The sequence below is a fragment of the Pseudomonas sp. W5-01 genome (genome assembly GCF_046540435.1).
In the GTDB taxonomy this organism is placed as follows: Bacteria; Pseudomonadota; Gammaproteobacteria; order Pseudomonadales; family Pseudomonadaceae; genus Aquipseudomonas; species Aquipseudomonas graminis_B.
Genome location: NZ_JAXCIP010000001.1, coordinates 584,684 through 598,809, shown reverse-complemented (window position 1 = coordinate 598,809; position 14,126 = coordinate 584,684). Strand labels below are relative to the sequence as shown.

Below are 14,126 nucleotides of genomic sequence, written 5' to 3'. Positions count from 1 at the left end.
AAAATAGGGAAATGACAAAAAGAAATGGTCCCGACGAGGCGGGAAACAACCATAACCGCCGCCTGAAACGCCATTAGCGCGGCAGTTTACTGGCAGTTGGACCGTGGCGCTCGGCTATTGATCCGTAACGTCCTGAGACAATTAACAGAGGCTGATCAGAGTTGCCACCACGCCGGCAACAGCTGCTGAATCTTGCGCTCGGCGAAGCGATCGTCGATCAGCACCACCACGCCGCGATCGTCCAGACCCCGAATCACCCGGCCGGCGGCCTGTACCACTTTCTGCATGCCGGGGTAGAGATAGGTGTAGTCGTAACCGGCGCCAAACAACAGACTCATCCGCTGCTTGAGTTGCTCGTTGACCGGGTTGATCTGCGCCAGGCCCAAGGTGGCAATGAACGCGCCGATCAACCGCGCCCCCGGCAGGTCGATGCCCTCGCCGAACGTGCCGCCCAGCACCGCAAAACCGATGCCCTGACTGGCTGGCGTAAAGCGCTCGAGAAACGCCTGCCGTTCCGCCTCGGCCATACCCCGGGACTGTTTCCACACCGGCACATCAGGGTGGCTGCGTTCCATCAGCTCGGCGACTTGCTGGAGGTAATCGAAGCTGCTGAAAAACGCCAGATAATTGCCGGGCCGCGCCTCGAACTGCCGCGCCATCAGCTCGACGATAGGCGCCAGCGAGGCCTGCCGATGGGAGTAGCGGGTGGAAATGCGGCTGACGATTTCCACGTCCAGCTGCGAGCGCTGAAACGGCGACTCGACGTCGACCCACGCCGTGGTGTCGGGCAGGCCCAGCAAGTCACGGTAGAAATGCCGTGGATTGAGGGTCGCGGAGAACAGCACCGCACTGATCGCAGCGGTCAGGCGCGGACGCACGAAACCGGCCGGCACAACGTTGCGCAGGCACAGGCGCGACAGCGACTTGCTGCCCAGCTCACGCTTGCTGATGTCGAACAGGAAGTGTTCGTCAAACAGCTCGGCAATACGACCGAACTGGATCGCCTCGAAATAGAAGCTCTGCAGCTCGCCGTTGGCCGCGTGGGGGTGCTCATTGAAGTAGTCGCCGAACGCTGTGATGCACAGATTGAGGCTGTTCAGAAACTTGGCGGGCGTGGCGGCGTAGGCCTGATACGGCGCGACTTGCTCCTTGTGCAGGGCGTTCCAGTCACGATTGAGCCGCTGCAGGGCTTTTTTCACCGGCTCCGGCGCGCTCTGTCGCACCTGATTCATGCTGTGCTGATCCAGGGTCGCGCTGTACATCGACCGCGTCCGCTCCACCATGTTATGGGCCTCGTCCACCAGCACCGCGACCCGCCACTGATTGAACTGACTGAGCCCGAACAGCATGCCGCTGAGGTCGAAATAGTAGTTGTAGTCGGCGATCACCACGTCCGACCAGCGCGCCAGCTCCTGGCTCAGGTAATACGGGCAAACCTGATGGCCCAGCGCAACCTCACGCACGCCTGCCTGATCGAGCCACGGCTTGATCATCGCCTCGCTCCGCGCCGCCGGCAGTCGGTCGTAAAAACCTTTGGCGAGGGGGCATGAATCCCCATTGCACGCCTTGTCCGGGTATTCGCAGGCCTTGTCCCGCGCGACCATTTCCAGCACGCGGAGGTTCAGCTCCGGCGCACTTCGGCCAATCACGCTCAGCGCATCCAGCGCCAGCTTGCGGCCCGGGGTCTTGGCGGTCAGGAAAAACACCTTGTCCAGCTTGCGCGTCGGCGCGGCCTTGAGCATCGGAAACACCGTGCCGATGGTCTTGCCGATGCCGGTGGGCGCCTGGGCCATCAAACAGCGCCCGGTGCTCACCGCCTTGTACACCGACTCGGCCAACGCCCGCTGCCCGGTACGGAAATCGGCGTGGGGAAACTTCAGAACGCTGAGCCCATGGTCGCGGGCATCGCGGTGGGCCAGCTCCTGCCGCGCCCACTGCAGAAAGATGCCTGCCTGAGCTTCGAAAAATGCCTGCAACTCGGCCGCGGTGAAACACTGCTGAATGAGGGTTTCCTGCTCACTGATGATGTTGAAGTACACCAGCGCCAGATTGACCTCGGCCAGCTGCAACTGCTGGCAGAGCAGCCAGCCATATACCTTCGCCTGGGCCCAGTGCAGCTGCCGATGGTTCGCGGGCATGCTGCTCAGGTCGCCGCGATAGGTCTTGATCTCCTCGAGCTGGTTCAGCGCAGCGTCGTAACCATCCGCCCTGCCCCGAATCTTCAGCTCATGAAACACCCCCCTCAACGCCACTTCGGTCTGATACTGCGGCCCACGCCGCGCCGCCACCGTCCGATGCCCGGCAATCCCCTCCTGCGCCGTGGGCGACGGCGTAAACCGCAAATCCAAATCCCCCGCCTTCGCCGTAAACTCACACAACTCCCGCACTGCGACCCGATACCCCGTTTCCGGATCGACAGCCGCCACCGCCACAGGCTCGACAGAAACTGCGCGGGTATCGGGGGAAATGCTGGAAATGGAAGTCACTGAAAAGGCTGGCCGTCGATCGGAACACTGGACGGACGTACAGATAACAGCTCAATGCGGTCGAGGCAAACGGAAATGGATTGGCGGACAGGTTTCAGCGCAGAGCGCCAGGGGATACATTCCCACGCAGAGCGTGGGAACGATCAACCAAGCCGGTTTCAGGATCAAAATCGATGCTGTATGAACTGGCCTCTTCCCGGCTAAAGCCAGTCCTACAAAGGCATCGCATGCGTACAGTGGGATTTGCGGCGACCTCGACCGTAGGACCGGCTTCAGCCGGGAAGCTCTTGATCTGCGCAACGCTTTTGATCTTGATCTTCCTACGCAAAACGCCCAAACGACACCAAACGCGACTTTGGTGCAGGCCGAACGTAGACGACGCGCAGTGGGCCGAGCCGCATGGATGCGGCGAGAGCGCCGTCAGGACATGGATGTCCGTTCGGCGCGGGCCCACGGAGCGTCGTCGGAGTGAGGGTATTCCAACGAAGGAGGAACCCAACCGAGAGCAAGCACCCTTGGTTACTTGGGGATGGTGCGACTTTCGACTTTTCCAAGTAACTCGCCGAAGGCGAAACAGTCTGCCCCCAGGCAGACGCTCTTGATCTTAAGGATCTTGATCTGAAAGGGACCTATCCCATCCGCTCTTGCACCAGCGCATTACGAATAATCACCAGCATCGACTCAATATTCTGATCCCAATCCACCGTCGCGCTGACCCGCACACACTGCTGATGCAACCCCCGCACACTGAACAACTCCCCCGGCGCCACCACGATCCGCTGCTCCAGCAACCGATTGAACACCCGCGCTGTATCCACCCGATGCACACTCTCCAGCCAGATCGACGCCCCACCCAGAGGACGCACAAACGCCACCTCATCCCCCAGATATTGCTCCACCCCACTCACCAACTCCCCGACCCGCCGCTCAAGACAACCCCGCAACTCACCCATGTGTCGATCCAGCTGCCCCGACGCGTACAACCGCGCAATCGCCTTCTGCCGAACCGGCGGCAAACGGAACGAACGCAACACCCACTGCTGATGCAACAGCGCCCGCGAATGCCGACTCAACAGATACCCGAACGGCGCCTCCAGTCCGATCATCTTGTCGAACGCCCCCAGCACAAGCAGCCGCTGCGGATCAATCAAATCCCGAAACGGCGAACGGCCCTCCTCGAAACATAAGCCGCCATGGGTATCGTTCTCCAGCACCCACAATCCCTGCAGGTTCAACCCCTCCGCCATCCGCACACGCTGGGCGGAAGGCATCAATTGCCCGCGAACCGGGTCCATCCGCGACGACACAATCGCCATTTTCACGCCTTCCTGCTGGATCAGCGCACCCAGCTCATCGACGTCGATGCCCCCTTGCGCGTCGGTGCAGACTTCAATCACCCGAATCCCGTAGGCCTGCAGTGTGCGCAGAATGCTCCAGCCGCACGGCGACTCCACCAGCACGGCGCAATCACGCAGTTGCAACGCTTCAATGACCGTCTTCAGCACGCCGGTCTTGTCAGGCCCGATGAACACGTTGTCCGGGTGCCAGCAATGCTCGGTGGAAGAGGTGTAGTGGCCCGCCAGGGCCGTGCGCAGCTCGACATCGCCGAAGGGCTGAAAACGCGGGTCGGGCTGGCAAGGGTAGTGACGCATGAGGTCGCGCTCAACGCTTAGCAGCGCACCGTGAAGCGACACCAACAGCGTCGGCTCATCGGCGCCGAAGACGAACATGTCCGGGCGCCGGGCGCTGGCATGGAAACGCGTGAACACGTCATCGCCTTCCAGCGGCATATCGTTACAGGGATTGGGCAGCGCGAAATAGCCGGACTTGGGCACGGAACAGATTCGTCCTTCCTTTTCGAGCAGGCTGTAGGCGTTCTGCACCGTGGAAATCGAAACGCGCAGCCTTCGCGCCAGCAGCCGCAACGAAGGCAGACGTACAGCCGGCCCGGACGACATTTCGTTGGTCAGCCTGAGCAGGTAGCGGTACACCCTCTGGTAGGCAAAGTCGGTCTTGTTGTGATTCATCGAACACCCCATCCATGCGCCAGGCGCAGGGTCATTGAGAAAGAACCCCGTCGACCGCCCGAGGCTCGTCGCATCACTTCGCATCAGTTCATAAAACAGCCTTCAGCGCCCCGAGATCAGTTCCGTGGTCCGTGCGCCGGTGAGCGGATCGACCGTCGCCACCCGGCGTTTGTCAGGGTCGCTGGCGCGTACCCGGGTGATGATCGACTGGTCGTCGTTGAAGTCCACGTGGCGCTTGGCGTACAGCGATTGCAGTCCCTTCAGACTGAGGCCGCTGACTTCCACCAGCCAGTGCGGCACCAGGTCCGGGACGATCTCACCGGCGAGGGTCTTGTGCAGATCGCTGAGCCCTACCAGCATGCCGGGGTGATACCGACGCAGGAAATCCTCGAGCCGGGCGCCGGCGTCGACGAAGGGCGAGAACAGCAGGCACACCCATTGCGTCTCGCCCAGGCCAAATGCCTCCTGACCGTAGCCTTCGGCCAGCTGACGGCGGTCGTCGATTTTTTCCGGGCTGTCGTAGGCGGCCAGCGCCTGGGCGATCAATCGAGCGGGCATGCGTTTGCGGCGCATCATGGCGCCCGCCAGCTGCAGGTACTCGGCGATGCCCTCGCTGTACGCCCTCCCCTCAATGAATTCGGCCTTTAGCCCGCGCAGGTGGGCCATCAGCAGCGGGTTGGCGCAGTCCGATTCGCTGAAGCTGAACGCCAGGTCATCAAAGCGGAAGCCCAGAAAGTCAGTGAGCAGCCCCCAGTGTTCCTCCGTGCGAAAGCCGATGAGGTCCGCGGCAGTCAGCAACGTCGGGGCGATGTTGCGGTGCGGGTATACCGGTGGCCGGCCGTAGCCCGTCCCGTCTGCCGCCTCGCCGTACAGCTCCTCGTAATAGGCGCGCCCGACCCTGTCGATGACGCTCAATGCTCCGCTGAAACCCAAGGTGTGCCAGGGGTCGACTTTTCGACCGCCATGGCGCGCCAGACGCATGATCCAGGTCGCGTACTGTTTCTGCTCCTTGAGCGAGTCGCCGCTGATTACCGCGTGGACGCCGTCACCCCAGCTGGCAGCGCGGACCAGGAAATCCGCCATGCCCAGATAACAGCTGTTGCAGAAGGTGGTTCGCGCATCGCCAGCGGTCAGGTGGCCGCCCAGCAGCAGGTCGGAGCGATTCTGTTCACGACCCGCCGTCGAAAAGGGCAAATCGGGCTCGAAGATCTGCACGTACTGATGATCGATCACCAGCAGCTCGACCCTCGGGTCGTCGTGGAGAAACAGCGCCGAATAGCAGCGGTCGATGTTGCCCATTACCGCCGAGGTAATGCCCGCATGACGCATGTTGGCAACCTGCAGCCTGAACGTTGCCGGCCCGCGTGCGGCGATGGTCAGTTGCGCAGCACGCAACATGGCCACGGTATAGGCGCTGTCTTTGCCGCCGCTAAATGCCACCAACACTTTATAGCCGCCAATCCTGTCAATTCCGCCTGCGGCGACAATCAAACGCTGGATCAACAACTGCAGCGCTGTTCGTTCGTTGCGATTCAAATAACCTGAAAGACGCTGCAGCACTTGCTGATAGACATAGTTCATGGCTTGTTCGTGCATTGAACTCATGGCTTCACTACCCGACTGATCTGCCTGGCGACACTGTTGGCCATAAGAAGCTTGATATCCCTGCAGGAGGCTGGCCCAACCGTTATGGCCGCGGCGGACCGATTACCAGGCAAAGCAGAGGGCGGCAGGTCAATAGGCATCGACTCGTTCCTTGAGCATTTAATTATTGAAACTATTATCGACGCCTACAGAACAATTACAAGCCAGTCACTGCCGACACGTGAATGTTCTCCTTTCGACAAATCCGAATCGGAATTAAACAGGACTGTTTAAAGCTGTGTTTAGTAAAACGGGCAATGTATTGATTCGACTGCATTTAAAATACTTGTCAACGCCACGCATGACGCGCGTTGATCAATATATTAAACACTCCATAAACAAAAAGCCTTCCAGAAGATTCGGGAAGGCTTGAGTGATACAACATGACCCGTGACTGACAGGGCGGATACCTTCAAATCGGTCTCCGACACCTCAATCCCGACGCCGGATCAAAAGCGTCGAGCATTCAATGAGCGCGATGGTCTGCACTCAGGATGGATCGACCTCAACCACCACACGACCGCCTACCGGGCAACCGTCCATCAAACGGTGGGCCTCGACCAGTTGATCGAAGGGAAACACTTTGGTGATCTGCGGCACCAGCATGCCATCCGCTGTCATCTGGTTGATGTCGCGCAACGCCCGCTTGATCGCCTCTTCGTCCTGCTTGATGCCCAACTCCGGCTTGCCGGTGAAGTTGCCCACGCAGTGCACGAAGAACTGAATGTTCTTCTGAAACGCTGCACACGCCGGGAACGGCGTCTGGTTGCCGCCTTGCAGGCCATAGAGAATCAGACTGCCACGTGGCGCCAGCACATCACCCAGGATCGACATCTGCGGACCACCCAGACCGTCGAGGACAATGTCCACGCCGCGGTTGTCGGTGTAGCGGTTGATCGTCAGAAGCAAATCCTCTTCTTCGGTGACGATCACCTTGTCCGCGCCCATTTTCAGCAGGTATTCGCGGCACGCGTCGGTCTTGGTCGCCGCGATCACCTTGACGCCGAGCGCCTTGCCCAGCTGCAGGAACGCAGGCCCCGCGCAATGGCTGGCATCGGTCACCAGCGCCGTTTGCCCGGGTTTGGCCCGTGCCAGTTCAACGAACGCAAAGTACGCCACCAGCATCGGCGTGTAGTGAACGGCCGCCTGATTGGGCGTCAACACGTCCGGGTAATGGGTCACGGAAGTGCGCGGCAACAGGATCAGCTCGCCATAGACCGGGTACACATTGACGTCAGCCGAAGGGAAGCTGGCCACCTTGTCGCCCACTTTCAGGTCGGTCACGCCATCGCCGATGGCAGTAATGACGCCCGCCATTTCGGAACCCAGACCGGCCGGCAGGCGAGCCTGGGATGAAGCCAGATTTTGTCGCCACAGCACGTCGTACCAGGTGACGCCGATCGCCTGGACGCGCACTTGCACCTCACCGGGTGCAGGCAACGCGACCGGCAGCTCTTCTACTTTGAGCACCTCGGCCGGACCGAACTGATGAAAACGGATCGTGCGGGACATTTCGAACCTCGCCTTATGAACCTTGATGCCCTGAACTCTATCCGGACGCCGCCGGTAACACTATCAGTGGCTATTAATAGTCAACATGCCTGCTGTCGATTCTGATGGGGCAAGCGGTCGCCGAATCTGTAGCAGCCGTCCCGGGCCTGCAGGGCGCACATTGTTGGGTGCTCACGGCGACATTGCAACCCGGTGGCCCAATATCGATGAATCCCGGGCGCCACGCTGGCTGCATCGACGCAGATTACAAAGGGCCAGTACATAGGGATTGGTGTGTTTCTGCCCGTCAAGGTTTCATCGGCGCCTATCGGCGGCAGCGCACGAAGCGCATTTCCAGACACGCCGGAAAATTCAACGATGCAGACAACCGGTATTTACCCGTAATATCCCTGCCTGAGTTGAACACGTGGCGTGCGTCTGGGCCGCCGCTGCTGTTTTGAACCTGTATCGACCCATGTCCCCGAGACCCCCGTCATGAATCGCAACGACCTGCGTCGCGTCGACCTCAATCTGCTCATCGTTTTCGAAACACTGATGCATGAACGCAGCGTCACCCGCGCGGCCGAGAAGCTGTTCCTCGGTCAGCCGGCGATCAGTGCGGCGTTGTCGCGGTTGCGCGGGCTGTTCGACGATCCGCTGTTCGTGCGCACCGGCCGCAGCATGGAACCCACCGCGCGGGCCATCGAGATCTTTGGTCTGCTGTCCCCTGCCCTGGACTCCATTTCCACCGCCGTCAGCCGCGCCGCCGACTTCGACCCGGCCACCAGCACCGCCGTGTTCCGCATCGGCCTGTCCGATGAAGTCGAGTTCGCCCTGCTGCCCTCACTGCTCAAGCGCCTGCGCTCGGAGGCCCCGGGCATCGTGCTGGTGGTGCGTCGCACCAACTACATCCTGATGCCCGCACTGCTGTCCTCCGGCGAAATCTCCATCGGCGTCAGCTACACCGACGACCTCCCCGCCAACGCCAAGCGCAAAGTGCTGCGCCGCAGCAAACCCAAACTGCTGCGCGCCGACACCATGCCGGGGCCGATCACCCTGGACGACTTCTGCGCCCGCCCTCACGCACTGGTGTCGTTTGCCGGCGACCTGGGCGGTTTCATCGACGAACACCTGGAAAAAATCGGCCGCAAACGCCACGTCGTGCTGGCGGTTCCGCAGTTCAACGGGCTGGCGACGCTGATTGCCGGGACTGACATTGTGGCGACCGTGCCGGATTACGCGGCTGCCGTGCTGACGGCTGCGGGTGGTGTGCGCTCGGAGGAGTTGCCGATTGAATCGCGTACGTTCGAGCTGCACATGGCTTGGCGCGGGTCGCAGGACAATGATCCGGGGGAGAGATGGTTGCGGTCGCGGATTCAGATGTTTTTTGGGGATCCGGACAGCCTTTGAAATGTATCGCTTTCGTCGAGAGCAGCTGAATTGATATGAAGATTAGCTAGCGTCATCAATTTCGCCCAAACGTATTATCGGTTTGGGTTGCAAGCCCGGCCTCGTTAACATTTTCGAGGTCAGGTTAAGGGTTTCGACTGCAGGTCGCATCAGCCAGTCCATCCTCCCAACGGCAACTCAACGCCGCTCCCCGCTTCGCCCCAAAACGCCTCCGCCGCCTGACTCAGTTGCGCCTTCGGCCGGGTCAGGTGAATCTCCAGCGGAATGTCCCAGCTCTCGTCCAACGCTCTAACCAGTCGCCCTTCCAGCACTTCCTGCTCAGTCAGGCTCTTCGGCAGCCACGCCACGCCTTTGCTCTCCAGCGCCATAGACATCAGCACCGCCGCAAGGTGGCTGCTGAACAGGGGTTTGAGGTGAAGGTAATCTTCCTTGCCCCGCAGCCTGTGGGCAACGATACGTCCCAGCCCGGATTCGTGGGTGTACGCCAGATACGGCAACGCCGCCGGCGCGGTACCGAATCGGGTCGATGTGCTCGCCAAAGGCACCAGCACGTCCTCGCCCACCTTCTTGCTGATGAACTGATCAGGCGCCAGCAGCGGCGGCACGTCGGGGTGGCGATGGCAGAGCATGAACTGCACCTGACCGTGGATCAGCATCTGCTCGCAGACGGCCATGCTGTCGGAATGCAGCTGCACGGCTTCGATGAGCGCGGCGTTTTCCGAGCTTCGCAGCCACTTGGGAAAGAAGGTGAACGACAGGGAATGAGTCGCCGCGAATTTCAGTGACCGCGCTGCCATCCCGGCCACTTCCTGGGCCTCGTTGCGCATCCGGTACAGGTGACGGGCCGCCTCCTGAGCACTGGGCAGAATTTGCCTTCCCGCCTCGGTGAGTGTTGCGCCTTGGGGTGTGCGCACGAACAACTCCACCCCCATCCAGCTCTCCAGCGAGCGGACGCGGCGGCTGAAGGCCGGCTGGGTCACGTGTCGGGCTTCAGCGGCGCGGACAAAGCTGCCGTACTCCGCCAGCGCTGAAAGGTCTTCGAGCCAGACGAGTTCCAAGGGGCCATGCCTCCTGTGCATAGGGTGCGGCATTAATAGCATTGGGCGGGCGACGTCGCAAAGCCTAACGTGGGGCCACGAACAACAGCACGAAAAACAAGAGTAACCTGCCATGCGCATCGTCGACATTCGTGAGAAAACCGTCTCCATCGCCTCGCCCATCGCCAACGCCTACATCGATTTTTCCAAGATGACCTGCTCGGTCGTTGCGGTGATCACTGATGTGATTCGTGACGGTAAACCTGTCATCGGCTACGGCTTCAATTCCAACGGTCGCTACGGCCAGGGCGCGCTGATGCGTGACCGCTTTCTGGCGCGCATCACCGAAGCGGACCCCGACACCCTTGTCGATCACGAGAACAATAACCTGGACCCGTTCGCCATCTGGAAAGCCCTGATGACCAACGAAAAGCCGGGCGGCCACGGTGAACGCTCGGTCGCGGTGGGCACCATCGACATGGCCGTGTGGGATGCGGTCGCCAAGATCGAAGGCAAACCCCTGTATCGCCTGCTGGCTGACCGTTACCGTAACGGCGTGGCCGATCACAAAGTCTGGGTCTATGCCGCGGGCGGCTATTACTACCCCGGCAAAGACCAGACCAAGCTCAAAGCAGAGATGCAGAGCTACCTGAATCGCGGTTATGACGTCGTCAAAATGAAGATCGGTGCCGTGCCGCTGGACGATGACATCCGTCGCATCGAAGCGGTGCTTGAGGTGGTGGGTGACGGGCGTCGTCTGGCGGTCGATGCCAACGGCCGTTTTGATCTGGAAACCGGCATTGCGTATGCCGAAGCCATCAAGCCGTACAACCTTTTCTGGTACGAAGAAGTCGGTGACCCGCTGGACTACGCCCTCCAGGCCGAGCTCGCCAATCATTACGAATTGCCCATGGCGACGGGTGAAAACCTGTTCTCCCACCAGGACGCGCGCAACCTGCTGCGCCACGGAGGTATGCGCCCTGATCGCGACTTTCTGCAGTTCGACTGCGCGTTGTCCTACGGACTGGTGGAATACATGCGCACCCTGAAAGTGATGGAAGACATGGGCTGGTCGTCACGCCGAGTGGTGCCCCACGGTGGTCACCAGATGTCGCTGAACATCGCCGCCGGCCTGCACTTGGGCGGGAATGAGTCGTACCCGGACGTCTTCCAGCCCTTCGGCGGTTTCGCCGACGGGATCAAGGTGGAAAACAGCTACGTCGGCCTACCGGATATTCCTGGCGTTGGCTTTGAAGCGAAGTCCGCCTTGTACGCCGTGATGCGCGAGTTGGGTGAGGGCTGAACGACGATGGTGTCGGCACTCCGCTCACCGAATTCGATGCCGCCGCCCAGAGGACGAAACAGCGTTTGCTGCTTCACTGGATCAGGGAACGCGTTGACGAGAATCCTGCCTTGGTGATGGAAGACGCAGATGGCGAGGTGGCGACATGTGTGCTCCAGTATGTGAATGCTGAATTCGGATGCAGGACCGGCATTAGCCCGGAAGGCATCGGGCGTCACGCTGCAAATGTACGGGTGTTCATGCCGGCCACTTCCCGGCTGAAGCCGGCCCCACTCACAGCACCGCGTATCCCGGTAGTCGGGGCAGTCAACTGCATTCAAAAACCGATGGTCGCGGACAGCAGATAGGTCCTGGGAGTTGCCAGTGTCAAGCCGGGCTCGCTGTCATCCGACGCGCCGGCGGAGGCCCAGTAACGCTTGTCCATGACGTTTTCGACATTGGCGCGCAGCGTGATGTCCTTCTGGTCGACTTTGAAGGCATAACGCGCACCTACATCGAACCGCTCGGACGAATCGATGCTTTTGCTGTTGGCCTGGTCCAGATACTGCGAACTGGTGTAGATGCCCCGTCCGGTAAGGGTCAGGCCCTTGACCTGCGGCACGTCCCACTCGGCACTCAGGTTGACGTTGTATTCGGGCGTGGCAGGTGCCCGGTTGCCATCGAACTGACCGTTGACGGTGTGGGTGAGTTCGCTGTCGATGTACATCACCCCGCCCAGCAGGCGGAAGCCCTTGAGGGGTTCGCCGAACATCGTCAGCTCGACACCGTCATTCTGACGCTTGCCATTGGGGCCGAAGACCCGCGACGTGGCGTTGGTCTCGTAAGCCGGCTGCTTGATACGGAACACACTGGCGGTGAACGCATACGATCCCAGGTCATACTTGGCACCGACTTCGACCTGACGACTGACGAACGGCGGGAATATCTCGTCCTCATTAATCGAGGTAGACGGCGCGATTTTGCCCTGGCTCAGGCCTTCCATGTAGTTGGCGTACACCGACAAGTCATCAGTCACCTTGTACAGAATGCCACCTGACGGCGAAACCTTCTCCTCGTCGTAGGCGGTGTCACCCCTGACGTTGTCAGTCCAGTCATCAACCTTGACCCGCTGCCAGCGGGCACCGAGTGTCAGCAGCAGGCGGTCATCGAAAAAACCCAGTGTGTCGGTCAAGGCCAGGCCGCTGAAACGGTTTTCGGTATAGACCTTGGCGTCGGATCGAGTCGGGTTGACGGGAGTCGGCGTCTCGACCGGGTCGTACAGGTTGCTGGGCGAGGACGCATAGCGCGCGCCGCCGTTCTCGAAGTCCATGTAGAAATAGCTGGCAGCCAGATTGACCTCGTGGCTGACCGGACCGGTGTGGAACCAGTTGCGCACCCCGGCGTTGGCCGTCCGGACATTTTCGTCACGGGTAAAGTCGCGGGGCTGCACGCTGAAGTCGCCCGCATTGTTGGTCACCGACACCGCGTGGCGCAGGAACTCATGGTTGCTTTTGCGCGCACCGACGCCGCCGTAGAGCATGACCGAATCATTGACGTCGTACTCGGCATTCACCGCCCCGAAGGTGTCACGGGTGCGCGCCTTGCTCCAGGCCTGCGCATAGTTGTCGCGCACATCGCTGGCGTTGGGCACTTTGGCATTGGCACCGACCTGCACGCGCTCCTGGGGTGCGTCGGTGTCACGTTCGGTGTGACCGATATCGGTCGACAGGCGCAAGCGCTCGCCCCGGAAGTCCAGCCCCAGCACCGCCATCTCGCGGTCGACGCTCTGGTGGTCCCACTCGGTATCGCCAGACTGTTTGACGCCGTTGAAGCGGATACCGAATTTGTCGTCTTCACCGAACCGGCGAGCCACGTCCACAGCGGTGCCGACTTGTCCCTTGGAGGCATAGCTGGTAGTGAATTCGGTGATAGGTTTGTCGGTTGCCCGTTTCGGCACCACGTTGATGCCCCCGCCGACGCTGCCACGGGGCGAGATGCCGTTGATCATCTGGCTGGGGCCTTTAAGGATGTCGACCCGCTCGGCCATCTCCATGTCGATGGTGTAGGTGGGCAGGATGCCGTAAAGACCGTTGTAGGAAACGTCACTGTTGAACAGGCTGAGACCACGAATGGTGAACTGTTCGTACCGTCCGCCCGCCGGGTTGGTGGAGCGCACCGACGGGTCACTGGCAATCAGGTCGCCCAACGTGCGGGCCTGCTGGTTTTTCACCGCCTCCTGGGTGTAGGTGGTCATGCTGAACGGCGTTTCCATGAAATCCCGCGAGCCGAGCATGCCTTGCGAGCCTTTGCGCGCCACCTGACCGCCTGCATATTCCTGACCGTCTGTGGAGCCTACGTCGCCGACAATCGACGTCGGCGCCAGTTGCAGGCTCGTGCTTTGAACGGCAGGAATCAGCGTGTACGCCTGATCGCCGACGGACACCAGTTGCAGGCCAGTGCCCTGCAACAGTCGCGTGAAGCCTTCTTCGACTGCGAAGTCGCCCGACAGCCCGGCGCTGTTACGTCCGTTCACCAGCGCAGGGTCTACCGACAGGTTGACGCCGGCCTGTCCGGCAAACCGGGTGAGCGCGGCACTCAGCGTGCCAGCAGGCACTTCGTAGGCGCGCCTGTTCGCGGTGTCGGCCCAGCTGGTCGAGATGAACAGAGGACTGGAATTCAGGGTCAGCAACAGACTGAAATGCAACAGCGGGCGCAAACGGTGGGGAGACACTGCGGACATAAAGGAAAG

8 protein-coding genes and 1 pseudogene are annotated in these 14,126 nt (G+C 60.9%); 2 read left to right on the top strand and 7 right to left on the bottom strand.

The window, feature by feature from the left end; genetic code table 11:
* Window positions 1–155 precede the first annotated feature (155 nt).
* The 4 genes from SLW75_RS02505 to SLW75_RS02490 all read right to left on the bottom strand — a co-directional run bounded on the left by SLW75_RS02505 (window position 156) and on the right by SLW75_RS02490 (window position 7,669).
* The gene (locus SLW75_RS02505; protein ID WP_410933790.1) at window positions 156–2,426 is read right to left on the bottom strand and encodes an ATP-dependent DNA helicase; all 2,271 of its coding nucleotides are present in this window, start codon (window positions 2,424–2,426) and stop codon (window positions 156–158) included.
* Window positions 2,427–3,115: 689 nt separating this feature from the next.
* Window positions 3,116–4,513, bottom strand: coding sequence for a GntR family transcriptional regulator (locus SLW75_RS02500; protein ID WP_410933443.1), 1,398 nt, complete (start codon window positions 4,511–4,513; stop codon window positions 3,116–3,118).
* Between the two features lie 102 nt (window positions 4,514–4,615).
* Window positions 4,616–6,118: a hypothetical protein gene (locus SLW75_RS02495; protein ID WP_410933442.1), complete on the bottom strand. Its 1,503-nt coding sequence runs from the start codon at window positions 6,116–6,118 to the stop codon at window positions 4,616–4,618.
* A gap of 528 nt (window positions 6,119–6,646) precedes the next feature.
* On the bottom strand, window positions 6,647–7,669 hold the full coding sequence (locus tag SLW75_RS02490; protein ID WP_192130475.1) for a zinc-dependent alcohol dehydrogenase family protein: 1,023 nt from the start codon (window positions 7,667–7,669) through the stop codon (window positions 6,647–6,649).
* A 474-nt stretch (window positions 7,670–8,143) separates the two neighbouring features.
* Here SLW75_RS02490 and SLW75_RS02485 point away from each other — a divergent pair, with 474 nt between their 5' ends.
* Window positions 8,144–9,058, top strand: coding sequence for a LysR family transcriptional regulator (locus SLW75_RS02485; RefSeq protein ID WP_065990323.1), 915 nt, complete (start codon window positions 8,144–8,146; stop codon window positions 9,056–9,058).
* 149 nt (window positions 9,059–9,207) lie between these two features.
* Here SLW75_RS02485 and SLW75_RS02480 read toward each other — a convergent pair whose 3' ends face one another.
* Window positions 9,208–10,116 (bottom strand): LysR family transcriptional regulator, encoded by a 909-nt coding sequence (locus tag SLW75_RS02480; RefSeq protein WP_410933441.1) that lies wholly within the window; start codon window positions 10,114–10,116, stop codon window positions 9,208–9,210.
* A gap of 112 nt (window positions 10,117–10,228) precedes the next feature.
* On the opposite strand from SLW75_RS02480, the gene SLW75_RS02475 reads away from it, so the two are divergent.
* Window positions 10,229–11,398: a mandelate racemase/muconate lactonizing enzyme family protein gene (locus SLW75_RS02475; protein ID WP_410933440.1), complete on the top strand. Its 1,170-nt coding sequence runs from the start codon at window positions 10,229–10,231 to the stop codon at window positions 11,396–11,398.
* A gap of 2 nt (window positions 11,399–11,400) precedes the next feature.
* On the opposite strand, the pseudogene SLW75_RS02470 reads toward SLW75_RS02475, so the two are convergent.
* Both SLW75_RS02470 and SLW75_RS02465 read right to left on the bottom strand, forming a co-directional pair.
* Window positions 11,401–11,559, bottom strand: a pseudogene (locus SLW75_RS02470) (NUDIX hydrolase); the annotation flags it as partial.
* Between the two features lie 155 nt (window positions 11,560–11,714).
* Window positions 11,715–14,117 carry a TonB-dependent siderophore receptor gene (locus SLW75_RS02465; protein ID WP_410933439.1) on the bottom strand — a complete coding sequence of 801 codons (2,403 nt, stop codon included), beginning with the start codon at window positions 14,115–14,117 and terminating at the stop codon, window positions 11,715–11,717.
* Window positions 14,118–14,126 lie beyond the last annotated feature (9 nt).